30 protein-coding genes are annotated in these 26,627 nt (G+C 68.0%); 12 read left to right on the top strand and 18 right to left on the bottom strand.

The annotated features are described in order from the left end of the window. The first annotated feature begins 86 nt into the window (after positions 1-86). On the top strand, positions 87-1,109 hold the full coding sequence (locus tag NF4_RS26710; protein WP_063130135.1) for a zinc-dependent alcohol dehydrogenase family protein: 1,023 nt from the start codon (positions 87-89) through the stop codon (positions 1,107-1,109). Between the two features lie 242 nt (positions 1,110-1,351). Here the strand turns inward: NF4_RS26710 and NF4_RS26705 are convergent, their stop codons facing one another. The 3 genes from NF4_RS26705 to NF4_RS26695 form a co-directional block, all read right to left on the bottom strand. Further along, positions 1,352-1,879: a hypothetical protein gene (locus NF4_RS26705; protein WP_063130134.1), complete on the bottom strand. Its 528-nt coding sequence runs from the start codon at positions 1,877-1,879 to the stop codon at positions 1,352-1,354. Further along, positions 1,880-2,194, bottom strand: a complete 315-nt coding sequence (locus NF4_RS26700; RefSeq protein ID WP_063130133.1) for a TetR-type transcription factor C-terminal domain-containing protein — start codon at positions 2,192-2,194, stop codon at positions 1,880-1,882. 89 nt (positions 2,195-2,283) lie between these two features. Next, positions 2,284-2,655, bottom strand: a complete 372-nt coding sequence (locus NF4_RS26695) for a hypothetical protein (RefSeq protein ID WP_063130132.1) — start codon at positions 2,653-2,655, stop codon at positions 2,284-2,286. On the opposite strand from NF4_RS26695, the gene NF4_RS40305 reads away from it, so the two are divergent. Beyond that, complete coding sequence (locus tag NF4_RS40305; protein ID WP_439956774.1) at positions 2,606-2,857, top strand: DUF6939 family protein; 252 nt, start codon at positions 2,606-2,608, stop codon at positions 2,855-2,857. The genes NF4_RS26695 and NF4_RS40305 overlap by 50 nt on opposite strands. Here the strand turns inward: NF4_RS40305 and NF4_RS38095 are convergent. Continuing rightward, the gene (locus NF4_RS38095) at positions 2,764-3,192 is read right to left on the bottom strand and encodes a hypothetical protein (RefSeq protein ID WP_063130131.1); all 429 of its coding nucleotides are present in this window, start codon (positions 3,190-3,192) and stop codon (positions 2,764-2,766) included. The genes NF4_RS40305 and NF4_RS38095 overlap by 94 nt on opposite strands. 496 nt (positions 3,193-3,688) lie before the next feature. On the opposite strand from NF4_RS38095, the gene NF4_RS26680 reads away from it, so the two are divergent. Continuing rightward, positions 3,689-4,948 carry a cytochrome P450 family protein gene (locus tag NF4_RS26680; protein WP_063130129.1) on the top strand — a complete coding sequence of 420 codons (1,260 nt, stop codon included), beginning with the start codon at positions 3,689-3,691 and terminating at the stop codon, positions 4,946-4,948. A gap of 359 nt (positions 4,949-5,307) precedes the next feature. On the opposite strand, the gene NF4_RS26675 is transcribed toward NF4_RS26680, so the two are convergent. Both NF4_RS26675 and NF4_RS26670 read right to left on the bottom strand, forming a co-directional pair. Then, a complete protein-coding gene (locus NF4_RS26675; protein WP_063130128.1) occupies positions 5,308-5,529 on the bottom strand; it encodes a ferredoxin in 222 nt (73 codons plus the stop codon). A 5-nt stretch (positions 5,530-5,534) separates the two neighbouring features. Then, positions 5,535-6,824: a cytochrome P450 gene (locus tag NF4_RS26670; RefSeq protein WP_063130175.1), complete on the bottom strand. Its 1,290-nt coding sequence runs from the start codon at positions 6,822-6,824 to the stop codon at positions 5,535-5,537. 143 nt (positions 6,825-6,967) lie between these two features. Between NF4_RS26670 and NF4_RS26665 the strand changes: the two genes are divergently transcribed. The 4 genes from NF4_RS26665 to NF4_RS26650 are packed head-to-tail and all read left to right on the top strand — an operon-like array spanning position 6,968 to position 11,209. Continuing rightward, complete coding sequence (locus NF4_RS26665; RefSeq protein ID WP_063130127.1) at positions 6,968-8,128, top strand: acyl-CoA dehydrogenase family protein; 1,161 nt, start codon at positions 6,968-6,970, stop codon at positions 8,126-8,128. 32 nt (positions 8,129-8,160) lie between these two features. Further along, positions 8,161-9,390, top strand: coding sequence for an acyl-CoA dehydrogenase family protein (locus NF4_RS26660; RefSeq protein WP_063130126.1), 1,230 nt, complete (start codon positions 8,161-8,163; stop codon positions 9,388-9,390). Between the two features lie 30 nt (positions 9,391-9,420). Continuing rightward, positions 9,421-10,338 (top strand): LLM class F420-dependent oxidoreductase, encoded by a 918-nt coding sequence (locus NF4_RS26655; protein ID WP_063130125.1) that lies wholly within the window; start codon positions 9,421-9,423, stop codon positions 10,336-10,338. Between the two features lie 13 nt (positions 10,339-10,351). Beyond that, a complete protein-coding gene (locus NF4_RS26650; RefSeq protein ID WP_063130124.1) occupies positions 10,352-11,209 on the top strand; it encodes an SDR family NAD(P)-dependent oxidoreductase in 858 nt (285 codons plus the stop codon). 133 nt (positions 11,210-11,342) lie between these two features. Here the strand turns inward: NF4_RS26650 and NF4_RS26645 are convergent, their stop codons facing one another. Continuing rightward, positions 11,343-11,795: a MarR family winged helix-turn-helix transcriptional regulator gene (locus tag NF4_RS26645; RefSeq protein ID WP_063130123.1), complete on the bottom strand. Its 453-nt coding sequence runs from the start codon at positions 11,793-11,795 to the stop codon at positions 11,343-11,345. Between the two features lie 69 nt (positions 11,796-11,864). Here NF4_RS26645 and NF4_RS26640 point away from each other — a divergent pair, with 69 nt between their 5' ends. After that, a complete protein-coding gene (locus NF4_RS26640) occupies positions 11,865-12,467 on the top strand; it encodes a TIGR03086 family metal-binding protein (RefSeq protein WP_063130122.1) in 603 nt (200 codons plus the stop codon). A gap of 96 nt (positions 12,468-12,563) precedes the next feature. Here NF4_RS26640 and NF4_RS26635 read toward each other — a convergent pair whose 3' ends face one another. From NF4_RS26635 to NF4_RS26600, 8 genes are all read right to left on the bottom strand, one after another. Beyond that, entirely contained in the window at positions 12,564-13,364 is an 801-nt protein-coding gene (locus NF4_RS26635; protein WP_063130121.1) for an NAD(P)-dependent oxidoreductase, read from the bottom strand. Positions 13,365-13,490: 126 nt separating this feature from the next. Beyond that, the gene (locus tag NF4_RS26630) at positions 13,491-14,330 is read right to left on the bottom strand and encodes an NAD(P)-dependent oxidoreductase (RefSeq protein ID WP_063130120.1); all 840 of its coding nucleotides are present in this window, start codon (positions 14,328-14,330) and stop codon (positions 13,491-13,493) included. Positions 14,331-14,351: 21 nt separating this feature from the next. Beyond that, a complete protein-coding gene (locus tag NF4_RS26625; RefSeq protein ID WP_063130119.1) occupies positions 14,352-14,873 on the bottom strand; it encodes a DoxX family protein in 522 nt (173 codons plus the stop codon). 4 nt (positions 14,874-14,877) lie between these two features. After that, positions 14,878-15,849, bottom strand: a complete 972-nt coding sequence (locus tag NF4_RS26620; protein ID WP_063130174.1) for an alpha/beta hydrolase — start codon at positions 15,847-15,849, stop codon at positions 14,878-14,880. A gap of 16 nt (positions 15,850-15,865) precedes the next feature. Next, on the bottom strand, positions 15,866-17,551 hold the full coding sequence (locus tag NF4_RS26615; RefSeq protein WP_063130118.1) for a thiolase C-terminal domain-containing protein: 1,686 nt from the start codon (positions 17,549-17,551) through the stop codon (positions 15,866-15,868). A gap of 110 nt (positions 17,552-17,661) precedes the next feature. Continuing rightward, on the bottom strand, positions 17,662-19,014 hold the full coding sequence (locus tag NF4_RS26610; protein WP_063130117.1) for a cytochrome P450: 1,353 nt from the start codon (positions 19,012-19,014) through the stop codon (positions 17,662-17,664). Positions 19,015-19,030: 16 nt separating this feature from the next. Then, complete coding sequence (locus NF4_RS26605) at positions 19,031-19,225, bottom strand: ferredoxin (protein WP_063130116.1); 195 nt, start codon at positions 19,223-19,225, stop codon at positions 19,031-19,033. Between the two features lie 45 nt (positions 19,226-19,270). Then, positions 19,271-19,978: an SDR family NAD(P)-dependent oxidoreductase gene (locus NF4_RS26600; protein ID WP_063130115.1), complete on the bottom strand. Its 708-nt coding sequence runs from the start codon at positions 19,976-19,978 to the stop codon at positions 19,271-19,273. 233 nt (positions 19,979-20,211) lie between these two features. Here NF4_RS26600 and NF4_RS26595 point away from each other — a divergent pair, with 233 nt between their 5' ends. Further along, positions 20,212-21,681 (top strand): aldehyde dehydrogenase family protein, encoded by a 1,470-nt coding sequence (locus NF4_RS26595; RefSeq protein WP_063130114.1) that lies wholly within the window; start codon positions 20,212-20,214, stop codon positions 21,679-21,681. Between the two features lie 203 nt (positions 21,682-21,884). Then, a complete protein-coding gene (locus NF4_RS26590) occupies positions 21,885-23,108 on the top strand; it encodes a CaiB/BaiF CoA transferase family protein (RefSeq protein WP_063130113.1) in 1,224 nt (407 codons plus the stop codon). A 16-nt stretch (positions 23,109-23,124) separates the two neighbouring features. Here the strand turns inward: NF4_RS26590 and NF4_RS26585 are convergent, their stop codons facing one another. Then, the gene (locus tag NF4_RS26585; protein WP_063130173.1) at positions 23,125-23,379 is read right to left on the bottom strand and encodes a hypothetical protein; all 255 of its coding nucleotides are present in this window, start codon (positions 23,377-23,379) and stop codon (positions 23,125-23,127) included. A 211-nt stretch (positions 23,380-23,590) separates the two neighbouring features. On the opposite strand from NF4_RS26585, the gene NF4_RS26580 reads away from it, so the two are divergent. Beyond that, positions 23,591-24,028, top strand: a complete 438-nt coding sequence (locus tag NF4_RS26580) for a TIGR03667 family PPOX class F420-dependent oxidoreductase (protein WP_063130112.1) — start codon at positions 23,591-23,593, stop codon at positions 24,026-24,028. A 73-nt stretch (positions 24,029-24,101) separates the two neighbouring features. On the opposite strand, the gene NF4_RS26575 is transcribed toward NF4_RS26580, so the two are convergent. Continuing rightward, on the bottom strand, positions 24,102-24,398 hold the full coding sequence (locus NF4_RS26575) for a hypothetical protein (protein WP_063130111.1): 297 nt from the start codon (positions 24,396-24,398) through the stop codon (positions 24,102-24,104). Between the two features lie 169 nt (positions 24,399-24,567). Continuing rightward, the gene (locus NF4_RS26570; protein WP_063130110.1) at positions 24,568-25,302 is read right to left on the bottom strand and encodes a TioE family transcriptional regulator; all 735 of its coding nucleotides are present in this window, start codon (positions 25,300-25,302) and stop codon (positions 24,568-24,570) included. Between the two features lie 81 nt (positions 25,303-25,383). Here NF4_RS26570 and NF4_RS26565 point away from each other — a divergent pair, with 81 nt between their 5' ends. Further along, complete coding sequence (locus NF4_RS26565) at positions 25,384-26,574, top strand: erythromycin esterase family protein (protein ID WP_063130109.1); 1,191 nt, start codon at positions 25,384-25,386, stop codon at positions 26,572-26,574. Positions 26,575-26,627 lie beyond the last annotated feature (53 nt).

Raw genomic sequence — 26,627 nt, 5'->3', positions numbered from 1 at the left:
CGGCCGCACTATCCCGCGTATCGGAATATCTGCGACGTGCTCCGGAAAATTCGAAACCTGAGCGAAAACAACAGGAGACGGTGAACATGCGTGGAGTCATCATGTACGCCCCCGGCGACATCCGGGTCGAGGACCGGCCCGACCCCGAGATCGTCGAGCCCACCGACGCGGTCATTCGCATCGCCGCCACCTGTATCTGCGGGTCGGACCTGTGGCCCTACCGCGGCGTGGAACCGGTCGAGGGCCCGGCCCCGATGGGGCACGAATACATCGGCGTCGTGGAGGAGATCGGCCCGGAGGTGGCCGGTATCGCGGTCGGCGATTTCGTGGTCGGGTCGTTCTTCGCCTCCGACAACACCTGCGAGATCTGCCGGGCCGGATACCAGAGCCGCTGCGTGCACAACGTCCCGATGGGCTCGATCGGCACCCAGGCCGAACGTGCCCGTATCCCGCTCGCCGACGGAACGCTGGTCGCCGTTCCGGGATCTCCGGATCCGGCGCTGTATCCGAGTCTGCTCGCGGCGTCCGATGTACTGGGAACCGGCTGGTTCGCCGCCGTCGCCGCCGAGGCGGGCCCCGGGAAGACGGTGGTGGTCGTCGGCGACGGCGCGGTGGGTCTGCACGGCGTCCTGGCCGCGAAACAACTCGGCGCCGACCGGGTGATCGCCATGAGCCGCCACGCCGACCGTCAGGCGCTGGCCCTCGAGTTCGGCGCCGACGAGATCGTCGAAGAACGTGGCAAGGCCGGGGTGGCCCGGATCAAGGAACTCACCGGCGGGCTCGGCGCGCATTCGGTGATCGAGGCGGTCGGCACCCAGGAATCGATGATGCAGGCGATTCGCGCTGCCCGTCCCGGTGGCCATGTCGGCTACGTCGGGGTGGCCCACGGTGTCGAACTCGACGGTATGCGGCTGTTCTTCTCCACCGTCCACCTGCACGGCGGCCCGGCCCCGGTGCGCCGTTTCCTGCCCGAGCTGATCGACCTCATCGTCCGCGGTGATATCGACCCGGGAGAGGTCTTCGATCTGACCCTGCCGTTGGAGCAGGCCGCGGACGGCTACCGCGCGATGGACGAGCGTCGCGCCACCAAGGTCCTGCTCACGGTCTGAGAGGGTGTCTTACGTGGGGTGCCGTGCGCGCACGGCTTCACCACCGATCGGCAGAACACCGAATTCGATTTCGTTTGGTTGCAGGCTGTGTGGTGGGCGCTCGACATGGACCGGGATGCGGCGGATCGAAAATGATGGAGGACGAATGCGCGACCTCGAGGAAATCCGTGACATCCTGGGAGTCCCGCCGTATTTGCTGGACCTGCGGGAGCGGCTGGCGAGCCGAGGCGTCCGGTAGCTGTTCAGATGAAGCCGAGTTCTTCGATGAGGAGGCGCCATTCGTCCTCTTCCTCGTCCTCAGGCGTTGGGTAGCCGCCGGCGAGGTCGATGAGCTCCCGGTAGCGCGGGCCGAAAAGGAACGTGTCGGCGAAGGCGACAGGGTTCGGCGCGATGGGGTCGGCCGGGAGCGTCTCGCCCTGCTCGACGGCGTCGATATACGCGTCGGCGTCGAGCAGGTGCACCGCGCCGGAGTCGAGGTCGGCGCACAGTACGAAGCTGGCGCAGACATTGCCGAACTGCAGCAGGTTCGGGGTGGGCTCATGGAGGTCCCCCGTCCCTTTCCCGGAGAGTTCGGCCAGGACGTCTTCGGCCGCACGGACATCGATGAGGCCTATGCGGGTGCTCAGGCCGTTGAAGTGCCGGTACAGGTCCGCGAGCGCGGGCGGCAAGCCCTCGGCTCGGACAGGTTCGCCGAGCTCGTGGGCCCAGCCGTTGCGTTCGAGTTCCGCCATGCGGGGGCGGACGAGGGCAGCCTTCTCACCGAGTTCCATCTATTCGGCGTGTGTCCGCATCCCGGCGATAGCGGTGTCGAGGAACTCGTCCGTTATCTGCTCGGGGGTTTCGGGGCCGGTGGGACTGATCCAGAGATAGCTGTAGTTGAACATGTCGAGCATCCCTTCGGTTGTCAGAGGTGGGAGGGTGCGCAAGTGATTATCGCGAAGGACATGCCCCAGCGGGTTGCGCCGATGAGATTTGTAGCGTTCCTTTTCCGGCTCGTAGTCCGCGAACTCGACCAGCCGCCGCTTCTGTTCGACCATGCGATCGATCAGATCCTGCCAAGCCGCCCGCCCGACGGAACCGCCCATACCCTGACTCCTTCGGAGCCGGGAGTTGGAAATATCGGCCGCTTCCGAAACTGTAGAGCTCGAATACTACCGTGCAGCGCCCACCGTCGTTATCCGCCCATCGCGGCGGCTTCGACGTATTCGTTCAGTTCCTCCCAGACATACCGACCCATCAGGGTTGGCGTGGGATCGTTTCGGCACAGGCCCACACAGTCGCGAGCGTAATCGCCGTAGGTCAATGTCGACTGGACCAGACGGCCATCTGTTCCGAAATAGCGTCCACAGGATATGGCGAAATGTGCCGCGAAGAGAACAGAACGTACCGACTTATGCGCTGTTCCCGACGGCAACGTGAAGTTCCATTCACCGCTCCCATCGTCGGTGATCGAAATCTCGCAGATCATGCCCAGCCAGGTATGCGCAAGTTCATGAATGAGCGACGCCTCGAGAACTTCCGGCGAGTGGAAGGCCTGTTCTCCCAACGCGATCGTCTGTGGAACGTTTTCCCGGGCCCCGCAACCGTGGGAGCGCCTGAGTCCGTTCTTTCCGCACGGCGGTATCCCGGTTCCGTACTCCGGCGAGGTAACCGATCAGTCGGTCGAGGGAATATGGCAGGCGCTCGAGGTATTCCAGGGCTGTGATGTGGATCCGTCGAAGCTCGACAGCGCCACGATGAAGGGCTGAAGCGGACCGTGCGTCGGTACGGTCCGGTTCGAGGCCATCGTGCGGGGTTGCACGGCGAGCGGTTGCTGTCCTATCAAGTCGCCCGGCGGCGGATCTATCTGCCCGCCTACCGCTGGGTTCTCGAGCGACGGGTCGCGGATCTGGTGGAGCGGCTTCGCGATCCCGTTGCCCGGCTTCAGGTCGACCCCCACCGCTACCGTGACCTGAATCTCGGACCACTCACCGCCGCCCCCTCGCTTGTGGCAGTGATCCGAGTCCGTCGGCTCGGTCCGGGCGGACCTTTGAGAGATGCCGTCGCGTAGCCGATGCCGCCATGTGACCTGCATATCGGTCACATAGGCTTGTCGTGAGGTTTCGACTTCGAGATAAGTTCAGAATCTCAGTGTTTGCGTCGGATGCTCGGTTCGAAGTGAGGTACCGCCGCGCACAGGTCGGACAGCGCTCCGCTGCGTTGTACGATGCCGTCCGGCCGGACCAGGACCCCACTCATTCGGCCGAGGCGAAGCCAGACGCGCAAATTCGTCCCGTGCCGCGCCTGGGTCATGGCACCACCATGTCTTTCGACCAGCGCCCGTTCTTCGGGAGGCGGGTCGACCGTGGTTTGCGTGATCATCTCGCAGACGCACAGCCGAGCGATCGGAGAAAGATAAGCCCGCGACCATTCGTACCGGTGTGAGCCGACGGCGTTGCGAATTTTGTTCGAGTAGAGAGGTATTCGTGTCGGATGTGATACCGAATGTGTCGCCTCAGACTGTAGGACTCGCCCAGGCGTGCCGTCTACGGTGATGCGCGTTACAACGGCATACCTTTCACTCGGGAGACACAACGACGATGGCCACCAGACAGCCTCCGGTATCGGCGTCGCCGGACACCGCGCGCGCTTCTCACCCCGTCCAGCAAGGATCCCCTACCAACACCGACACGCCTCAGGTCTGTTTGCGCAGCCGGAAGTTCGCCGCCGACCCGCACAGCGGGTACCGAGATCTGCGCAAGCGGTACGGTTCGCTGGCCCCGATGGAGCTGGCACCCTCTGTACCGGCAACCTTGGTGCTCGGCTACCACACGGCGCTGCAAATCCTCAATGACCCCGACCATTTTCCTTCCGATCCACGGAGCTGGCAGCAGCGCATTCCCGCCGACTCTCCCATCCGCCCGATGCTGGAATGGCGTCCGGATGCGCTGCACAACAGCGGTGCGGCCCATGTTCGATATCGGCGGACGTTTACCGCGAGCATCGAAGGGATCGACCTGCACGGGCTGCATTCCATGGTGGAGGAAATCGCTGTCCCGCTGATCGAAGCCATCGCTGCGGCCGGTACTGCCGATCTCGTATCTCAGTATGCGTTTCCGCTCGTCTTCCAGGTCCTCAACCAGATGGTGGGGTGCTCGGCGGAATTGGGGCAGCGGGTAGCGGCCGGTACTGCCGCACTCTTCGATACCGTCGCTGCCGACGACGGTATGCGCACATTGAGCGATGCTCTCGCAGAGCTGATCGCGATCCGGCGCGCGGAGCCCGCGAACGATGTCACGTCGTGGCTTGCCCATCATCCGGACGACCTCACCGATGAGGAGTTGCTCGCTCAGTTGATCAGTTTCTACGGCGCGGGCCTGGAACCGCAGCAGAATCTGATCGCCAACACCCTGCTGCTGATGCTGACCGATAGCCGGTTCGGCGGGCATGTGCTCGGGGGAAGCTTGTCGACCCGTGATGCGATCGACGAGGTGCTGTTCAACGATCCGCCGTTGGCGAACGTCTGCGCAACCTATCCTCTGCAGCCGATTCTTCTCGACAACACCTGGTTACCTGCCCATCAACTGGTGCTCATCAGCCTCGCCGGGTGCAATAACGATCCCGCGATCCGTGGTGGGGACCGCACCGGTAACCGATCACATCTGGCGTGGAGCGCCGGGCCGCACGCCTGCCCCGCCAAGTCGGTGAGCTACCTGATCGCTCAGGACGCGGTCGATCAGCTGATCGACGCACTCCCCGAGATGCGGCTCGCGGTGCCACCTCATGAACTGGCGTGGCGGTCGGGCCCGTTTCACCGGGCGTTGACCGCGTTGCCGGTCGTCTTCTCTGCAACTCATTAGCGGGGCATTATGCGGCCGATCCCCCTACCGCGCGACTTCACCCTGCTCGCCCGGTTCAGATCGGGGTGACCGAAGCGCGAGGACAAATGGGGCCGTTTCCGCTTCCGTCTCGCCATCACTGGGAAGGAATGGCCCCCGCGGTGATCGACACCAAACCTTCGACCACGATGCGCGAGCTCGGCATCGTCCAAACCGGCAGCACTATTCTCGGACAGCTGGTCGGCGAAGGCGGCCTGCCGGCGCGAGTGACGAGACCGGTGAAGGACTCCGCGCTCGATCGTGTACTGGCGCGTGGAGACGCCGCAATCCGCAACTGGGAACGCGCAGCCCGCCGGACCGGGCGCGACCTCCGATACCGACTAAGTCGCGCCCGGTGGCCGGCCCTCCGTCTCGTCGACGATCTTGATCGCCCACTCGGGGCAGGCGTCCTTGGCGGTCAGCACCGCCTCGTGCAGCTCTTCGGGGATGTCCTCGGAGACCGCCTCGGCGTAGCCGTAGTCGTTGAGCGTGAACACTTCCGAGCACAGGGTGGTGCAGATACCGTGCCCCTTGCAGGAGTCCTCGTCGACGATGACCTTCATCTGGCCTACCCTTCCGTCCGGTCGAATTCCAGGTGCAGTGCGGTGATCCCGCGCAGGATGAAGGTGGGCAGATACTGGTATCTGCGCGCGTCGGCCGGGCCGTGGGCGCTCTCGTCGATCCGGATATCGGTGGTGCGCTCGAGCAGGCGTTTGAACGCCACCTTCGCCTCGGTGCGGGCCAGCGGGGCGCCGGGGCAGGTGTGGATACCGCGGCCGAAAGCGATGTGGGAGCGGGCGTTGGGCCGCTTGGCGTCGAAAACGCTCGGGTTCTCGAAGCGCCGCGGGTCGCGGTTGGCGCCGCCGTTGGCGAGCATGAGGACCGTACCCGCCGGGACCTCCACACCGCCGACCGTGGTCGTGGTCTTCGCCAGCCGGAAATCGCCCTTCACCGGGCTCTCCATCCGCAGCATCTCCTCGATGAAGTTGTTGATGCGTTCGGGGTCGCCGCGCAGCCAGGCCTGCAGTTCCGGGTCCTCGGCGATCAGTTTCAGCCCTGAGGACAGCAATCGCACCGTGGTTTCCTGACCGGCCGAGAAGAGGTTGGCGGCGACCCGGACCACGTCGATCACCTTTGGCCGGCTACCGTCGGGGAAGGTGGCCTCCGCGAGACTGGTCAGCACATCGCCGCGCGGATTCGTGCGGCGGTCCTCGATGTAGGTGGAGAACTTCTCGTAGAGGAATTCGATCGGGTTGTGCTCCATGGCGTGATCGGAGCTGGTGCTGCCGACCGTGCCGGTGCGGTGCGGATCGCGCTGCAACGCGTTGAGGAACTCCTCCTGGTCTTCCGGCGGCACACCGAGCAGGTCCGCGATCACGTAGAGGGTGAAGGGGCCCGCGAAATTCCGGATGAGTTCCCCTTTTCCGGGCGCCAGGTACCCGTCGAGCACCTTGTCGGCCAGATCCCACATCGCCTCTTCGTTCTCCTTGAGGCGTTTGGGGGTGATCAGCCGCATGAGCAGCCCGCGGTGCGCGGTATGGGTCGGCGGGTCCAGGGCCGGGAGCTGATCGCTGAACGGCAGTGAATCGCGGTGTTCGGCGATCAGGGCGTCGGCGTCGGAGTTCTCGTCGATGGGGACGGGAAAACCGGGGAAGGGCCCGGTCACCGAAATGCAGGAGGAGAACCGCTCGGCGTCGTTGAGGACCTCCAGTGCCTCGTCGTAGCCGGTCACCATCATGACGTTGTGGTGCTTCTCGCGGGTCACCGGGCACCGTTCGCGCAGGGCGTCGAAGTACGGGTAGGGATCGGCGACCAGCTCCTGCCCGAGGAAGAAGTCCAGATCCTCGAAGTTTTTCACGTGACGGGTTCCCTTCGCTCGGCCGGCACCCACCACCACGAGCAGCTCCGCCGGTTGACTTCCGCATTTGAGAATATAACTCTCATCTGTGAATATGAGATTTCCACACGGTGTGCCGTGCGTCAACCGGAGGACCGGCGAACATGACCCTTGATCTCACCGCTGACCAGCGGCTGTTCCAGCAGACAGCCCGGGAATTCCTGGCCGAGACCGTCCCGGTGCCGACGGTACGCGCGCTCGGCGAGGCCGGGACCGGATTCGACGATCGGTGGTGGCGCTCGGCCGCCGAACTGGGCTGGACCGCCATGCTGGTCGCGGAGGAGTACGGCGGCGGCAGCGTATCCGGGCGCCCGATGACCGAATTGGCCTTGATCGCAACCGAACTCGGCCGAGCCTGCGCGCCGGGGCCGTTCGTCACCACCAACGCGGTCCTCGCCGGACTGGCGACCGCGCGCGCGGCTCTCGCCGATACGGTCACGGGAATCGCGGCGGGTACCTCGATCGCCTCCTGGGCCGTCTACGAACCCGGACGTGGTCTCGATATCGTCGACGCGCTCGCCGATCGCGAAGCGCCCCCCGACGGGGAATGGGCCCGCGCCGTCCGCGACGGCGCCGGCTACCGGCTGACCGGGGTGAAGGACCGCGTCGAAGCCGGGGACCGCGCCGATATCCTGCTGGTGACCGCACAGAGCGCGGACGGGCCGGTACAACTGCTGGTGCCCACCGACGCACCGGGGGTCACCGTCACCCCGACCTGGACTCTGGACCTGGTCCGCCGCACCGCCCGGATCGAATTCGCCGAAGTCGCGGTGCCCGCGGAGTCCGTGGTGCACACCGGAGCCGCCGCGGCCGCCGCCGTCCGCGCCCAATTGCATACCGCCGCGGTACTGACGGCGGCGGAGACGGTGGGCGCCACCGGCAAGGCGATGGAGGCGACCCTGGTCTGGCTCACCGACCGCTTCACCTTCGGCCGCCCGCTGGCCTCGTACCAGGCGCTCAAACATCGGATGGCCGACAACAAGACCTGGTACGAGGCGTGCCGGGCGACCGCCGCCGCGGCCGCGGCGGCCTGTGACGACGATCCGGAGTCCGCCGCGGAAGCGGTGAGCGTCGCGAAATCCTATGTGGGCGCGAAAGCCCCGGTGATCGGTCAGGACTGTGTGCAGTTGCACGGCGGCATCGGGGTCACCTGGGAACACGATCTGCATCTGTATCTGCGGCGGATCGGACTGGGCCGTGCGCTCTACGGCACTCCCGAGGAGCATCGCCGCCGGATCACCGACCTCCTCCTCACCGCCGCGTAGCGCCGCGGAACTCTCCGGAAGGCAGTACCGCTATGACCACCGAACTCGAACCCGTAGCCGAGTTCCGCGAACGCGCCCGGAACTGGTTGCGCGCCAACCTTCCCCCCGCGCTGCCGGACCAGGGACCGCCCGACAGCAAAGAGGAGTGGGACCGGGCACGGGAACTGCAGCGAATGCTCCACGACGGCGGTTTCGCGGGCATCTGCTTTCCGAAGGAGTACGGCGGCCTCGGCCTGACGCCCGCGCATCAGCGGGCGTTCACCAAGGAGTCCTACGCCTACGAGATGCCGGTGATCCTGAACGTGCCGACCCTGGCCATCTGCGCGGCCACCCTGCTCGATCTGGGTACCGAGGAGCAGAAGCGGGAACATCTGACCGCCGTGCTGCGCGGGGACGAAGTGCTGGTGCAGTTGCTGTCCGAGCCGCGCGGTGGGTCGGATCTGGCCGGGCTCACCACCCGGGCCGAACGGGACGGTGACCGCTGGATCCTCAACGGCTCCAAGATCTGGAGTTCGGGCGCCTACGCGGCGGACTACGGGTTGTGTTTGGCCCGCACCAACTGGGAGGTGCCCAAACATCGCGGGCTCACCATGTTCCTGGTGCCCATCGGGGCCGAGGGAGTGACCGTGCAGCGGATCAAACAGGTCACCGGATCCACCGAGTTCTGCCAGGAGTTCTTCGACGATGTGGCGCTCGGCGACGAGGCCGTGATCGGCCGGGTCGACGACGGCTGGGAGGCCGCGTCCCGGTTGCTGTACCACGAGCGTTCGGCCATCGGCGGGACCTCGCCCTATCTCAGTGGCGCCCGGCCGCATATCGGCGGTGAAGAGTCCCCGATCCTGGATATCGCCCGCGATAGCGGTCAGCTCGACGATATCCGGGTCCGCGAGGATATCGGCGAGGCGCGGGCCATGCAGGTGGTGCGCGATCAGCTCATCGACCACATCACCCGCAGTGTGCTCGCCGGGGAGCTGCCGCCGGCCGCCGGCTCCATCACGCGCCTGTTCAGTGCCGAGAACTCCTGGCTGCAAACCGATCTGGCGGTGAAGGTCGCGGGGGCGGCCGCCGCGACACACGCCCCCGGCGACCCGGTCGACACCGCGCGCATCGGCACCGACTTCCTGTTCCGCGCCGCCTGGAGCCTGGCGGGCGGCAGCACCGAGATCGCGCGCAATGTGATCAGCGAACGCGTGCTCGGGATGCCGCGGGAGTACGCCGCCGACCGGGACGTGCCGTTCAACGAGGTCAAACGTGGGCGGTAGCGGAGTCGGAGCGAGGACGCGGAGGTAGCGATGCGGTTTATCTTCCACTATCCCGAAACCGGCGGCGTGGCGGGCGATGTGCTCGACGCGGGGCCGCTGGGAGAGGTCGCGCGCGCGGCCGAGCGGGCCGGTTTCGCCGGATTCTCGCTCAGCGAACATCCGGCGCCGGGCGCCCGGTGGCTGGGAGCCGGCGGCCATCAGACCCTGGACCCCTTCGTGTCACTGGGGTACGCAGCGGCGCTGACCGAACGGATCCGCCTGATCACCTACCTGTCGGTGGCTCCCTACCGGAATCCGATGCTGCTGGCCAAAGCGGCGGCCACCCTGGACAAACTGTCCGGCGGGCGGGCCGTCCTGGGGATCGGCACCGGATATCTGAAGGGTGAATTCCACGCGGTCGGGGTGGATTTCGAGGAGCGCAACACCCTGTTCGACGAAGCACTGGACGTGCTGCCGCTGCACTGGAAAGGCGAGCCGTTCAGCTATACCGGAAAACACTTCAGCGCCCGCGAGGTGCAGGCCCGGCCGACCCCGGTCCAGCAGCCCATCCCCATCTGGATCGGAGGCAATTCGGCGCTGAGCCGGCGCCGGGTGGCCCGGGCCGCCCAGGGCTGGATCCCGATGTCCGGGGGCGCCGAACTCAGCACCACCGCCCGGACACCGGAACTGGGCACCATCGCGGACCTGGCCCGCAAGATCGCCGACGTGCGCGCGGCGGCCGCGGACCACGGCCGCACCGGACATATCGACCTGGTGTACTCCTACAGCCACACCGGGCTCACCGGTCCCGGCGCCGATCCTGGGCCGCACCGGGAAGCGTTCGCCGAATTGGCGCGGGCCGGGGTCGACTGGATCACCGTCTCCACCCGCGCCGGTGTGCACGACCCGCTCGACCCGGCGGCCACCTTCGATTTCCTGTCGTCCTTCGGCGCGCACTACATCGGCTAGGGAGGCGGATCGGATGGGCTGGTTCGAGGAACGCGGCGGTCTCGCCGGCAGTGTGGCGGTGGTGACCGGCGGGGCGGGCGGTCTGGGCCGGGCGATCGTCGCGGATCTGGCCGCCAACGGCGTGCGTCCGGCGGTACTGGATCTCGATCCCGCGGCGCTCGCGGAGCTGCGGGAGTCACCGGCTGGGCAGGAGGCCGTCGTACACCACGGTGATGCCCGCGACCCGGCGGTCCTGGCGGCGCTGTTCGAGGCCGCCGACGCCCGATGGGGCCGGCTCGACACGCTGGTGAACGTGGTCGGCGGCACCTTCCGCGCCCCCTTCACCGAGACCGGCCCGAAGGGCTGGGACGCGCTGTTGCGCACCAATCTGACCCATGTCCTGCACGCCTGCCATCTGGCCGTACCCCGGATGCGCGCGGGGGGTCGCGGGGGCAGCATCATCAATATCACGACCATCGAAGCCCATCGCGCGGCACCGGGTTTCGCGGTGTACGCCGCGGCGAAGGCGGCGGTGGAGCAGTTCGCCCGCACGCTGGCCGTGGAGGTGGCCCCGGACGGGATCCGGGTCAACAACATCGCGCCCGATTTCGTTCCTACGCCGAATCTGGAGCGTGTCGGGACCGGTGACAACGCCATGACCGATCCGGCAGGCGTGAAAGTGGCCATCCCCATGGGCCGGGCCGGGCACCTCACCGATATCTCGCAGTGCGCGGTGTTCCTGGCTTCCCGCCTGTCGTCCTATCTCACCGGCACCACCCTGCACCCCGATGGAGGTACGTGGGCGTCCGCGGGGTGGTTCAACTGGCCGGAGGAGGGCTGGGCGAATCACGCCCCGCTGTGGGTGTTGCGGGCGAGCGAAGACGGGCGGTGAACGGCTCCGCGCGCCTGCCCGGCGGGTCGTAGTCGAGCCGGTTCGGTGCTGCCGGCCGCCAACCGTGACAGGTCCTTTGGCCGACCGGGCAATCGGCCTTCGGCAGCCGGCCGGGGAGAGCCGAGGGTCGCTGTCAGTCGCTGCCCTCCGGTGCCGGGTCCCGGGGTTGCGCGGTCAGGATGCGCAGGGCGTTGAGGAAACCGCGGCGGTCGGCGGCGGGCAGCTGTTCCAATACCTGTTCGTTCTCGCGTGCCTGGATCTCCGCCTGTACCGCGGCCGCGATCCGGTGGCCCTCCGGCGTCAGCTCCAGCAGCCGGGCCCGGCGGTCGGCGGGATCGGGGGTGCGTTCGATGAGGCCGCGGTCCTGGAGGTCGTCGAGAACCGCGATGATCCGGGTCTTGTCCGCGCCGATCTCCTGGGCGAGTACGCCCTGACCGCGGGCGGCGCCCCGGCTCAGCGTGATCAGAACCGTGTAGGCCCACATGGTCAGCCCGTGGGCTTCGAGAATCGGGCGTTCCAGGGCGATGAGAGTGCGGGTCAGCGGCGCGAGCATCGCGGCCAGATCCGGACGGTCCGTGGTTCCCATGAGTAGAACCTACCCACTGGAAAATGATAAGCATTGACCTATTGTAAGCGCCTGCGTACTGTTGCGCGTATGACCACAGACCTCGTCGAACTCGACCGCCGGGCGGTGCTCACCACGGTGACCACCGCCGAACTCGTAACCCCTGACCGACTCGCCCTGCCGACCCCGTGCGCGGGCTGGACAGTGGGTGACCTGCTGGCGCATATGGCCGCACAGCATCGCGGCTTCGCCGCCAGTGCACGTGGTGACGGCGCCGACCTCGCCCACTGGCAGGTGCGCTCGCCAGGAACGCACACCCCGGCCGAATACACCGAATCCGCGGCCGAGGTCCTGCGCGCCTTCGCCGAGCCGGGCACGACGGAACGCCCCTTCGCGATGCCGGAATTCGGGCCGGACGTCACGGTCCCGGGCCATCAGGCCCTCGGGTTCCATCTGGTCGACTACGTCGTGCACGGCTGGGATCTCGCGCGATCCCTCGGTGTGGGCTATGAACTGGACGCCGCCACGGCCGAGCCGGTGCTGCGCATCGCCGAATCCGTCCCCGACGGCCCGGAACGCGAGCAGCCCGGGTCCCCCTTCGCCCATGCGCTGCCGGGTGGCGACCCGGATGCGCCGCTGGACCGCATCCTCCGGCTGCTCGGTCGTTCGCCCGCGTGGCCGAAAAGCGAGTAGCAGGACGCCGGACCGGCCCGCGGCGTCAGCCGCTCTGTGTCTGCGGAGGAAACGGGGGAGCGGCGGCCACTGTTCGACACGGGTGGGGTGCCGCAGTCAGCCGGTGCCGACCGCCGCGCGGATGGCGGGGTCGAGCAGGCCGAGATCGCTGCCCAGCCGGTCGGCGAGTTCGCGGGCCACGGCGACATCCTTGCGCAGGAAATCGCCCACCGAGTCCGCGAACGCCGCCACCGAACCTTTGGTCGCCACACTCAGCACCGCACGCCCCGAACTACTGGCATGCGGTAGTGCGGAAAGGACCTCGGCTTCGGTGAGGCCCAATTCCTGAGCCAGCCGCACAGCCTCGGTGACCAGGCCGATCTGGGCGGCGAACAGCGCATTGTTGACGAGTTTCACGCGCTGCCCGTTACCGAGTTGCCCGACCGCCAAGACCGGATCGGCGTACGCGGCCAGTACGGGGCGCGCCCGCGCGGTCGCAGCGGCCGAGCCGCCCAGGAAGACGGTGAGCGAACCGTCGGCGATACTGTGCGGCCCTCCGCTCACCGGGGCGTCGACCACATGGCGCCCGGCAGCGGCTCGGGCGGCAGCGATCGTCGTCGCGGTGTCGGGGCTGCCGGTGGTGTGCAGGATCAGGACCGAGCCGGGCGGCATCGTCTCGAGCAGTCCGCTGTCCAGGCACACTTCGCGGACCTGCTGATCGGTGAAAACACAGACCACCACCGCCTCGGCGTCCTGTCCGGCCTCGATCGCCGAGCCGAGCGCGGTGGCGCCGGTCGTGGTGATCGCGGCTCGGGCGCCGGGATTGCGCCCGAGCGCGCGGACACTGTGCCCGGCGGCCGTCAGGCGCTGGATCATGGGGGTTCCCATGCGGCCGGCGCCGATGAATCCGATACGCACTCGGTTCTCCTTCGTTCGAAAAGTCCCGGCCTGCCGTGCCTCCCGCGCCGCGATGGGGCCGCAAGCACGCGGACGACTCGGCGGCGCCGGTGCCGGCCGGGCCGGCAGGGGCGTGGTGCCGGGGGGTCAGCGTGGGCGGCCCATCAGGGCGAGCGTGGCGTCGGCGGTATCGAGTACCACACCGGGGGCGATCTGTGCGGCGTCGGCCAGTTCGCTGATCAGCCGGACGTCCTTGCGCAGCAGATCACCGGCATGTGCGGCGATCTGGTCGAGAGTTCCGCCACCCGCCAGGATGCGGCCGAGCGCGAAACTGTTCCCGCTGCCGTTGCCGATCACCTCGCCGAGCCGCTCGGGGCTCACGCCCAGCCGCGCGCCCAGCTCCAAGGTGCTGACCGCAGTGGCCATATGCGCGGTGAACAGGAGATTGTTGAGCAGTTTGGTGGTCTGCCCGGCGCCGACACCGCCCAGATGCACGATCGGGCTCGCGTAGGTCTCGAATACCGGCCGGCAGCGCGCGAGGGTGTCCGCGTCACCCCCGGCCATCACCAGCAGCCGCCCGGCCGCGACGGCGGGAGCCCCACCGCTGACCGGTGCGTCGATGAGCGAAACACCCTGGGTTGCGGCGATTTCGGCCAGTTCCCGGCAGGTGTCGGGGTGGACCGTGCTGTGGATCGCGATCACCGGGGCCGCTTCGCGTCCGGCCGCGGAGGCGGCGAATCCCGCCAGGACACCGTCCGCGCGTTCGAGAACTTCGCGCACATCGGCGTCGCCGACCACGCAGAGACACACGAGATCGCTGTCGGCGGCGAGTTCCGCGGGAGTGCCGGCGACTTTCGCCGCGGTATCGGCATACGGTTCGGTGGTGGCGGGGCGGCGTGCCCACAGGGTGGTCCGGTACCCGGCCTCGACGATACGGCGGGCCATGGGCCCGCCCTGACTGCCCAGTCCGATGAATCCGACGCGCATGATGTTCCTCTCTCGCGCAGCTCAGGAATCGGCATCCGCCGAATCCGGTTTCGGGGTGGCCGGTCGCCAGAACACCGCCAGCAGACCGGCGGTGGCGGCGACACCGACCCCCAGCGCGACGGCGCCGCCGCCCCAGCCGGTGAGCTCGATCCCGGCGGCGTGGTCCACCGACAGCCATCCGGGGCCGAGGATCCCGAGCGCCAGCGAGACGACCGCGAGGACCAGGACGTACTCATAGCCGTCCTTGAACACGAAGAAGCCGTTCTTCCGGTGCGCCAGCAGGGCGGCGACCAGCATCACCGAGATCACCGCCGCGGCGGCCAGCGGGGTGAGCAGCCCGACGACCAGCAGTGCCCCCGCCCCGATCTCGGTGATCACACTGAACCAGGCCTGCAGGACGCCGTGGCGTAACCCGAGGCCGCTGAACCAGCCGGCGGTGCCGGCGATCTTGCCGCCGCCGATCCAGTGGTTGATCCCGTGGGCGATCATGGTGCCGCCCACGACCAGGCGGAGCAGCAGCAGTGCGATATCGGTGACGTCCATTCGGCTACCTTTCCGGCCGCGCGGCCGCGCCGCCGTCGAATTGCAGGGCGGGGCCGGAGAACTCTCCGGTCCCGCGGGCGATGATGCACTCCTCGGCGAAGGCCAGCACGGTGAGGTGGTAGGCCGGCGCGGTCCGGCCGAGGCTGATGTTGTGACCGGTGTTGGGCATCCGGTTCAGCACGACCCGTGGCGACCGGGTGAACAGACCGCCCACCGCGACCATCTCCGCGGGATCGTTGCGCCACACCCGCTCGTATTCACCCAGGCTGTACCGCACCGGGACACCGATATCGGGGGCCAGGCCGAGGAATTCCCGCGCGGCCCAGTCGTGCAGCGCCCGCGATTCCAGGTGCGAGCCCTGCGCGGAGACGGTACTGCCGCCCAGGACGTCGTCGGGATACAGCCGCGACGGCTCCCAGATCAGCCGCCCCACCCCGCGCGGCCGCCGGCCGGCCATCCGATCGGCGCCCCAGAGCAGGTCGTGGGCGGCCTGCTGGTGCCGGCGCCCGGTGCCGGCCAGTTCCAGTCCGAGTAGATCGGCGCCGCGGTCGGCGGCCGCCATCCGGACCGCGAGTTCGCAGCCCGCCGAATGCGCGAGCAGAAAGACGCCCGCGCCGCGCGGTAGGCCGTCCAGGAGTGCGTCGACGGCGCCGTAGACGAGGTCCACCCGGCGCTGTGGCGGGTCCAGGAGCCGGGCGTGCGGAGCCGAACTGCGGAACCCGGGGCGGTCCAGCGCGAGCACGGTGTAGCCGAGCCGCTGTCCGGTGCGCAGCAGCGAGTACTCCGGATGTCCGGGGCAGTCGAAATATCGGGAGTCCACGGCACCGCCGTGCAGGGCGACCACGACCGCCCGCGGGTCGGGCACCTCGGCCAGCAGTCCGGAGACCGGGATCCTGTCGACTCCGGGCACTTCGGCGACCACAGGCAACGGGCCGGTGGAATCGGCCGGCGCCAGATCGGATCCGGTCAGCGTCACCACGCGCCCCGGGGCATCAGGATTCGCTCCGCAGCAGGACCGCGCCGCCCGGGGTGAGACCCCCGCTGGACACCACCGCCACCGTCGCATCGGGCACCTGCCGTGCCCCGGCGGTCCCGCGCAATTGGACGATCGCCTCGTGCATCAGCCCCATCCCGTGGGTACGTCCGTGCGAGAGCTGGCCGCCGTGAGTGTTCAGCGGCAGCATGCCGTCGCGGGCGATATTTCTCCCGCCGTCCAGGAAATCCTTGGCCTCACCGATCTTGCAGAACCCGAGCGCTTCGATCCAGGACAGGCAGTTGATGGTGAACCCGTCGTACAGCTCGGCGACGTCCACATCCTCGGGCCGCAGCTCGGTGCGGGTCCACAGATGGGCGGCGGGGCCGAGGACCTGGGGTTCGTGGGTGAGCGTGCTCTGATCCCATTCGATCCGTTCGACGATCTGGGTGCCCACCGCCTCCACCCGGATGGCGGGGACGGGCAGATCGGCGGCGGCCTCCCGGGCCGAGACGATCACCGCGACGGCGCCGTCGCACGGGACATCGCAGTCGTAGAGGCCGAACGGTGTGGTGATCGGGCGCGCGTTCAGATAGTCGTCCATCGTCAGCGGGTCCCGGTATACCGCGCTCGGGTTCAGCGCGGCGTTCGCGCGCTGGTTCAGCGCTATCCAGCCGAGGGTTTCGCGGGTGGTGCCGTAGTCGTGGAAATGCCGTTGCGCCTTCTGCGCCAGCGTATGCGCGGCGGAGGTGGAGCCGAACGGATGCATCCAGCTCGCGGTGCGGCCGCCGCCGGCCGCGGGGATCGTGCCCCGCTTCAACAACTCGTTGAACGTGGCCTCCCAGACCGTGCGGAAACACAGCACATGGGTGGCCAGACCCGCGTGCACCGCGAGCATGGCCGCGATCACCGACCCGCCAGGTCCGAAGGTCTCTATCCCGCCGTTGTGCCAGGTGGGCCGGATACCGAGCGCGGACTCCAGCGCGGTGACGCCGCCCTCTCCGAATCCGCCGAGATTACCGCCGCCCGGATACGAGGACAGTCCGTCGATATCGTCGAGGCTCAGGCCCGCGTCGGCGATCGCCTGCTGGCAGGCGTCGACGGTGAGTTCCAGCGGCGGCCGCATGAGCCGCCGCCCGATCCGCGACATCCCGATCCCGGTGAGGGCGACGCTGTCCTCGAACTTGTCGCGGCGCCGCATCGTCGTCACATGCCGCCCGAACTGATCCGCGGGTATATCGTCCACCGGCAGCGGCGCCGGGCCGGGCTGCTGCGCGGCGGGCCGGAACAGCGGCAGCCACACATCGTCGTCCTGCCGGAACACCACCTCCAGCCGCATACCCAGGGTGAGTTCGCCGGGATCGCAGTCGACGATATTGGTGGTCAGCCGGACCCGCGGATCGTCGTCCAGCGCCACCGTCGCCACCACGTACGGCGGGGGGAGACCCGGTAGCGCGAAGCGATGGTTGACGGTGAACGACGCGAGGATCGCGGTGCCCGATACGATCCGGGGCGCCAGCTCGCGCCCCCGGCAGTAGCGGCAGATCGGCTGCGGCGGATGGATCAGTGCCGCACACGCCCGGCACTCCTGGATGCGGAGGTTCCCGTCGGCGCCCGACGTCCAGAAGAACTCGGTGTCCAGGGACAGCAGCGGTAGCGGTCGCCCCGATCGGGGTGCCGGTTCGTCGCCGGTCGTCGATGACATATCGCCTCCTCGTGGCGTCGGTGCCGGGGCCCGGTGCCGCCGGTGGCGACCACGTCCGGCGCTCCACCCCGGCCCTCCGCCCGGGGTCGATTACATTGCGCTGCGTTGGGTCAGATCTGCGCCGCGTCCTTGCGGATGGTCACCGGCTCGGCGAGCCGCTGTTCATCGCAGACGGTCTGCAGTTTCTCGAGTGTCTCGGTGAGTCCGGGACCGAGCGGTTCGCCGGGGGTGAATGTGGCCGGCAGGTGCCGCATACCCTGGATCACCGCGATGGTTTCGTAGTGCACGGCTTCCTCGGGGAGACACCGGAAGTCCGGTAGCCGATCGAGTACCGCGACCAGCATCCGCTTGTAGACCGCGCGAGCCACATTCGATCCGATACACCGGTGGATGCCCAGACCGAAACTGAAATGCCGGTTACCTTTACGGTCCAGCACGACCGTATCGGGCCGGTCGAACACGGCCGGGTCACGGTTTGCCATGGCCCAGGACAACCACAGTCGTTCTCCTTCGGCGAACCGCGCGCCGGCCAGTTCGACATCGGCGTTCACGGTGCGGCCGTCGCCGGGCGCCGGCGTGAAGTAGCGCAGGAACTCCTCGGTCGCCGAGTCCAGTAAGTGGTCCCGTTCCCGACTGAGGGTTTCTCGTTCGTCCGGATGCTCCGACAGCCACTCCAGCGAATGCGCGGTGAGTGCGGTGGTGGTGTCGAAACCTCCGCCGATCAACAGGCCGAGCATGCCGAGGATCTCGATATCGGACAAGGGGTCCCCGCCGAGCGTCGCCTCGGTCGCGAGCGCGTGGATCAGGCCGGGCCGGGGATTCGCCCGGATCTCGGTGAGATTGGTGTAGAGGTCCAGGCCCATCTCCTGGTGCATCCGGTGTACCCGCTCGAACTCCGGCGAGTCGGGCGGGGTGTACACCGTCGCGTGCGCGGGCTCGCTGTAGACCGCCCAGTTGCGCAGCGGTACCCCCAGCATGGCCAGGGTCAGGACGGCGGGCACGATATTGGCCAGGTCGTCGACGAAATCGATGCGCCCCGTGGCGATCTTCTCGTCGAGCGCGGCGCGGACCAGTTCGTCGACGAACGGTATCCACCGCTGCACCGCGGCGGGCGACAGATACGGGTTGAGCACCGCCCGCAGTTCACGGTGCTCGGGGTCGTCCATCTCCAGGATGCCGTTGCGGATGGCGGCCTGGTTGGTGGAGGGGATGGTGATGCCCTGATATCCGCGCCGCACGCCGTCGACGTCACGGTCGTTGGAGACGTAGGGGCACCGGGCGAGTTCGAAGACCTCCCGGTTTCCCGCGGCCACCCAGTAACCGTCGTGACGGTCGGTCCAGGCGATCGGGCACTGCCGGTGCATATGCTCGGTGATCGCCTGGAACGATTCCCGGTAGGTGGGGCCGTAGCGGTCGAAATCGAGCCGGGGATGCCGGCGGTCGGTGGATTCGGTGGCGGACATCGGGTGCCCCCTCGTACTACTCGGTGAGCGAGATGGCGCGCTCGGGGCAGGAGTGCACCGCTTCGCGCACCCGGTCCTCTTGGTCGTGGGCTACATTTTCGTCGACCGGCGAGGAATGCCCGTCGATTTCACTGAGTTCGAACGCTTTCGGCGCGATCATCGAGCACAGGGTGTGCCCCTGGCAGCGTTCCTGATCGACATGGACCTTCACGGTTGTCACTTCCCTTCGGATGCGGTGGGCGGATTCCTGTGGCTGTCAGGTGTTGCGTCCGCCGTTGACGCCGATGATCTGGCCGGTGATGTAGCCGGCCTCCTCGGAGATCAGGAAAGCGCAGGTGGCGGCGATGTCCTCGGGTTTACCGACGCGCCGCACGGGGGTGCGCTGGATATGGTCCTCGACGGTGCCGCCGAGCAGCCGGCGTTCCTCGGAGCGGCGCAGCATGGGGGTGTCGATGAAGCCCGGGGGGACCGCGTTCACCGTGATCCCCGAGGGACCCAGTTCCAGCGCAAGGGATTTGGTGAGTCCGTTGACCGCGGATTTCGACGATACGTAGTGGGACATGAACGGCTGGCCCGACTGTGCGCTCGACGAGGAGATGTTCACGATGCGGCCCCAGCCGGCCTCGATCATATCCGGCAGTACCGCCTGGATGGTGTGGAAGACGCCGTGCAGGTTCACTTCGATAACCCGCTGCCATTCCGCGAAGTCGATGTTCTGGAACCGTTTGAATCCGTCGACTCCGGCCGCGTTCACCAGAACGGTGACCGGACCGAGCTTCGCGCGGACGACCCCGAGCGCTTCGGCGAGGCTGTCCGGATCGGTCACATCGGCCCGGTAGGCGGAATCGTCCTCCGCGGCGGCATTGCGGTCCAAGGCGGCGACATGGAATCCGTCGCTGCGCAACCGCTGCGCGATGGCCAGTCCGATGCCCGAGGCGCCGCCGGTGACAACTGCGGTTTTCACGCCTGCCTCTCCTCTCCCGCGCCCACCGACGCAAGAATATGCATTCCGATTATAGAGAACCGTACTCTCGTCCAGTTCGTGTCCGCAAGATCGGCGGGAGCCGTGTGGGGCAGTCGACCCGTGGATGTTTCGGATTGCTCCGGCTCGCCGAATCGCCAGCCGGACCACCCGTGCCAAATGTACTATTCTCCTCAGACGAGAATGCAATTTTCATAATCTTGCGAGGAGGCGGGATGTCAACGCAGGAAGAGGCGGTGACTGCGACCCAGCGGTTGCTCATCGACGGGCAGCTGGTCGAGACCGGGGCGACCCTGGCCTCACTCAACCCCGCGAACGGGGAAGTGGTCGGCCATGCGCCCGAGGCCGGGGTCGCCGAAGTCGACGCCGCGGTGGCCGCCGCCCGCCGTGCGTTCGACACCACCGACTGGTCGACGAACCACGAATTCCGCGCGCGCTGCCTGGAGCAGCTCTACCAGGCGTTGCAGGACAATGTGGAGGACCTGCGCGCTCTGATGATCGCCGAAGTCGGCGCGAGCTACATCCTCACCAAGGGCAACCAGCTCGAAACCCCGTTCGAGATCGTCAAGTACTACGCGGGCGTGCTGAAGGACTACACCTGGACCGAGGACCTCGGCCCGGTCGAGATCCGTGGTGCGCAGCATCAGCGCTGGGTGGAGAAGGAGGGCGCGGGCGTCGTCGCCGCCATCGCCGCCTACAACTATCCCTACCAGCTGGCGTTCGCCAAACTCGCGCCCGCGCTGGCCGCGGGCTGCACGGTGGTGCTCAAGGGCGCTCCCGACACTCCGCTCATCACGCTGGCACTGGGCGAGCTCATCGCGAGCCACACCGATATCCCCGCCGGGGTGGTGAACATTCTCGCGAGTTCCGATGTGGCCGTCGGGGAACGGATGACCACGCACCCCGACGTCGACGTGGTGTCCTTCACCGGCTCCACCCCGGTCGGTCGCAAGATCATGGCCGCCGCCAGCGCCACCCTCAAGAAGGTCTTCCTCGAGCTCGGCGGAAAATCCGCGGCCATCCTGCTCGACGACGCCGACTACAACCTGGGCGCCATGTTCGCCGCCTTCAGCATCTGCTCGCATGCCGGCCAGGGCTGTGCGATCACGACCCGGCTGCTGGTACCCCGCGCCGACCACGACAAGGTCGCCGAACTGGTCGCCGCCAACCTCGCCAACATCACCTACGGCGACCCGGCCGACCCGAAGAACTACATGGGCCCGCTGATCAGTGAACGTCAGCGCGACAAGGTGCACGGCCTGGTGGAGCGGGCGGTGGCCGCGGGAGCCACCCTGGTGGCCGGCGGCGAGAAGGTGGACCCGGGGTATTTCTACAAGCCGACCCTGCTGGCGAATGTCGACCCCGACAGCGAGATCGCGCAGGAGGAGGTGTTCGGCCCGGTGCTCGCGCTGATCCCCTATGACGATATCGACGACGCGGTGCGGATCGCCAACAACTCGATCTACGGCCTGTCCGGCGGCGTCTTCGGCGCCGACGCGGAGCGGGCGCGGGCCGTGGCCCGCCGGATCCGCACCGGCACCTTCAGCATCAACGGCGGCAACTACTTCCATCCGGACGCCCCCTTCGGCGGCTACAAACAGTCCGGTGTCGGGCGTGAGATGGGCGTTGTGGGCATGGAGGAGTTCATGGAGCGCAAGACCCTTGCCGAGGTGGTCTCGGCATGAGCGAGTCAGGCCCGGAGGCGGCAGCGGAGCGTGACCACGGAGGGCCCTCGCTCATGCCCGATGGACACAGCATGAGCGAGTCAGGCCCGGAGGCGGCAGCGGAGCGTGACCACGGTGGGCCCTCGCTCATGCCCGATGGACACAGCATGAGCGAGTCAGGCCCGGAGGCGGCAGCGGAGCGTGACCACGGTGGGCCCTCGCTCATGCCCGATGGACACAGCAGTAAGCCGCTGGAAGGGATCACGGTCCTCGAGGTCGCCATGTACGGGTTCGTCCCCTCGGCGGGCGCGGTGCTCGCCGACTGGGGCGCGAACGTGATCAAGGTCGAGCACGCGGTCACCGGCGATCCGCAGCGGGGGCTGCGTCAGATCGGCAAGTTCAAGGTGGAGGGCGATCCGAACCCTAATATCGAGCACGCCAACCGCGGGAAACGCAGTATCGGCGTGGATATGTCGAACCCGGCGGGCCGCGAGGTCATCCACGAACTGGCGCGGCGCGCGGATGTTTTCCTCACCAGTTTCCTGCCCTCGGCGCGGACGAAGTTCGGGATCGACGTCGACGATATCCGCGCGGTGAACCCGAAGATCGTCTATGCCCGGGGTAGCGCGCTGGGTCCGCGTGGCCAGGAGGCCGATCGCGGCGGCTACGATATGACCGCCTTCTGGTGTCGCGGCGGCGTGGCCGCCACCATCACCCCGGAGGGCACCGACGGGATGATCCAGCCGCCCGGTCCGGCTTTCGGCGACACCATCTCCGGGACGAACCTGGCCGGCGGGATCGCCGCGGCGTTGCTGAAGCGGGAGCGCACCGGGGAACCGTCGGTCGTGGATGTCTCGTTGCTGGGCAGCGGACTCTGGTCGCTGGGGCATACGATCGCGCTGTCGGCGTATCAGGGTGAACCCATGCTGGCGCCCCCGCCCGGGACCCACGGCGCGATGGCGAACCCGCTGTCGGGCCTCTACCGCACGGCAGACAACCGCTATCTCTCGTTCGTCATGCTGCAGCCCGGTAAGTTCTGGGCCGATGTGTGCCACCACATCGACCGCCCGGAGCTGGCCGAGGATCCCCGCTTCGCCGACGCGGCGCAGATCGCCGCCAATACCGCGGCCGGGGTCGAGATCCTGCGCGAGGCCATCGCACAACGGACGCTGGCCGAGTGGACGAAGAAGTTCGCGACACTCAAGGGCCCCTGGGCCCCGGTCCAGGACTCGCACCAGGTGGGCCAGGATGAGCAGATCAGGTCCAACGAATACATTCTCCCGGCCGGAGAGCTGGAACTGGTTTCCAGTCCGGTGCAATTCGATGTCACGGCTCCCGAGTTGCGGCCCGGGCCGGAGTTCGCGGCACAGACCGAGGAGGTGCTGCTCGAACTCGGCTGGGATTGGGAGCGGATCATCGAATTGAAGACCAGCGGCGCGGTGGCCTGACCGATAGCGCGTCCGTTCAGCTACTCTCGCAGCCGATTCCGTTGCCTTCGCGATCCAGGTCGTACTCGTCGGGTCCGATCACCCGCACTCGCCCGGTGTACGCGGGCCCGTTGCCGCTGCCGCCGGCGCAGTCGACATCACTGGTGATGGGCACGCAGGGGTCGTAGGAGGCGTGGCATCCGGCCGGTGCGGCATCGGCCGGGGCGGCTGCCATCAGGCCGAACGAGCCGGCGGCGAGGGCGGCGGTGCCCAGGATGGACAGGGTTTTCATCAGGGCTTCTTTCAGCGGGAAGGACGAACCGCTGAAGTTTTGCACGGCCCCGGCCGGGCGAGCCCAGATTTAATGGAAAAGTGACCTATAAAAATAGTTACCGGATACTTACCGGAACGCAGGGCAACCGCGCTCTCGGGCGGGAATCCTCGCGTGGGCCCGGATGTTGTTCCGGGCGCATCCCGCCCGCCCATCCCCCCGGAGGCTGCTCATGACGACACCTCGCGCGCACGAATTGATCGACCCCGCAACGGATTTCGGTGCCCGTGTGGCCGAGCGGCTGGACCGCGAGCAGATCGTCTGGCTGACCACCGTGGGCCCCACCGGCACCCCGCAGCCCAACCCGGTGTGGTTCCGCTGGGACGGGAGCGGCTTCCTGATATTCAGTCAGCCCGACCGTCCCAAGCTTCGCAATATCGCCCGTAACCCGCGGGTGGCCCTGCACTTCAACAGCACCGAGAGCGGGGGAGAAGTGGTGGTCTTCGGTGGTGCGGCCCAGCTCGAGCCCGCCGTCGACGCGGAGGAGATCGCGGCCTTTCTGGACAAGTACGAGGCGGGGCTGGCCGAGCTGTCCATGACCGGTGATCAATTCCGCGCCGAGTACTCGGTGCCCCTCCGCGTGGTGCCCGACCGCTTGCGCGGCTTCTGACCCGGTCAGAACTCCAGGTCCGACCACGGAATCCGGTTCCCGGCAGCTCGGGGTGATGGGCCGCGGGCATGGCTCAGTCGCTGAACACCACGCTCTCGAACGCCGACTTCTGTTCGGGGGCCGCGGGCGCTCCCTCGCAGTTCGGTCCGGGAAACGCGGCTACCCGCAACCGCGTGTCGTTGGCGACCACCCCGGCGGCGCCCGGTGTGTTGTGGCATCGGTCGGGCACGGGGTCGCTCAGTACGGCCGGGCTGCCTTTCTGTGACACGTAGACGAAGTCGCCGGGGTCCGCGTATGCGGTGAGCGGGACGGTCAGTGTGATCGCCGCACCGGTGGCGGCCACGCCCAGGGTGTTCGCGATGTGTCGCACTCTCGCTGTTCCTCTCGTCTCGGGGAAAGGGACGGCTGTTCGTGTACGTGTTCGCAGTATTCACGTTCGGTCCGCCGGATGCAGTTGTGCGGTAGGTCCCGCCGGTCACCGCGCCTTTTCGGAGTGTCGCGGCGGTATCGCCGCGCACCCCGCGAGCGACGAGCCGGGGTCATCCCGGCCGCTCCCGGTCTCCGTGCGGGAGGTGGCGCACATAGTCTCCGAGCCGGCCCGCTGCCCGCAGCATGGCCAGCCCCTGGTCGGTGAGCCGGCGCTGCCAGGCGGCCAGCGCGGTCGTCAAGGCGTCGGTGCCGCCGGCCGTCCGGACCTGTTCGACCACGAGGGCGATATGGTCCAGCCCGTAGCCTCCGCGCCGGAGCAGGTGGGTCAGTTCGGCGTCCCGGATATCGGGCGCCCGGTAGATCCGGTAGCCGGTGCCCGGGTCGCGCTCGGGAGTGAGGATGCCCGCGGCTTCCCACGCGCGCAGTGTGGCCGGGGTGATGCGAAGGTGGTGGGCCAGTTCGCCCACAGTGCGGTCGGTGCTCGTGCGGGAACGTCCGGGGGCGGGGTCGGGCCCGGTGGGCAGGTGCGCGATGGCCCGGCGGACCGTCTCCAGGGTTTCGCGGTCGCGCAGCAGTTGCTGGTGGCCGCGGTCGATGAGTTTCAGGGCGTTGTCCAGGTCGCCGGTGTGGAGTTCGGTCATGATCCGGCCGGCGAGCGCGTGCCCGTATGCCGCGACCAGAGCAAGGAAAGCGCGCAGGGCCGCCGCGTGGACCTCGGTGTAGATCCGGTAGCCGCTCGCCGTGCGTTCGGCCGCCGGGAGGTATCCGTCGCGTTCGTAGTTGCGGACCGCCTGGGTCGAGAGTCCGTGCTCGCGCGCGAGGTCGGCCGGTCGCAGGGTGATCATCGGTTTTGAGACTTTACCAACAAATCAAGGCATAGATGTACAGAAAGTATCAACCGAGCCTTCAAAGATACGATCGAAGAAATGAACTTCGACATCGATACCCTGCTCGCCGCCTCCCCTGAGCTGCTGGCATTCGGCGAGCCGACCCATCTCGAACCCGCCTTCGCCTGGACCCGCAACGAGCTCTTCGCCGAACTGGCCGGCCGCGGCTACCGCTCGATCGCCCTGGAGACCGATCGGGTGGCCGCCCTCACCGTGAACGACTATGTCCAGCAGGGTGTGGGCACCCTCGATACGGCCATGGACGAAGGTTTCTCCCACGGGTTCGGTGGTCTCGCCGCGAACCGGCAGCTGGTCGCCTGGATGCGGGAATACAACGAGGGGCGGCCCGCCGCCGAGCGGTTGTCGTTCCACGGCTTCGATATCTCTGCGGAGACGATGAGTGCGTTCAGTCCGCGCCGCTACCTCGAATACGCCCGCGACTACCTGGGCCTCGACCTCGATCTGGCCGGCCTGCTCGGTGCGGACGAACGGTGGCACCGCACGGAGGCGGTCATGGAACCGGCGGAGTCGATCGGTGCCACCGCGGCGGCCGACGCCCTCCGTGTGCACGCCGACGATATGCTCACCGAGCTCTACCTGCGGGCGCCGGAGCTGATGGAGAAGACCTCACGTGCCGAATGGTTCCGGGCCGAAACGTATCTCACCGCCGGACTCGGTCTGCTGCGGTACCACAAGCTGGCGGCCCGCCGCGTCGAACAGGCTGCTCGCTGGACCCGCATGTGTGCTGCCCGGGACGCGCTGATGGCGCAGAACCTCCTCGATATCCGCCGCTTCGAGGCCGGCCGGGGCCCGACGCTGGTTTTCGCCCAGAACGCGCATCTGCAACGGAATCCGAGCCATATGACCATGGGACCCATGGAACTCGACTGGCACAGCGCCGGCGCCGTCGTGCACTCCCTGGTGGGCACGGACTACGCTCTGATCCTCGGCAGCCTGGGTCGCGACGAGACCTTCGACCTGCCCGAACCCGAACCCGGCACCTACGAGGGGTTCCTGCAGACCCGTATCACGGACCGGGGTCTGATCGCACCCACCGAGATCCCCACCGCCCGCATCCGCGACGACCACAGCCCGGGGCACGGCTACTTCCCGCTCGACCGCGCCTCGATCGACGCCGCCGACGCGATCCTGCACATCCACGACGGCGCCGGCTACCGCGGGGCCGGGGAAGGCGATCCGCGACCGTGGATCCCCGCGAGCCCGGCGTGATCGCCGGCCGGCGGGCGTGACCGGACCGGGCCGTCGCTACGGCTCAGGGGACG

The sequence above is a fragment of the Nocardia fusca NBRC 14340 genome (genome assembly GCF_001618425.1).
Lineage (GTDB): Bacteria > Actinomycetota > Actinomycetes > Mycobacteriales > Mycobacteriaceae > Nocardia > Nocardia fusca.
The sequence above is the reverse complement of the archived record's forward strand: the minus strand, read 5'-3'. Positions and strand labels throughout refer to the sequence as shown.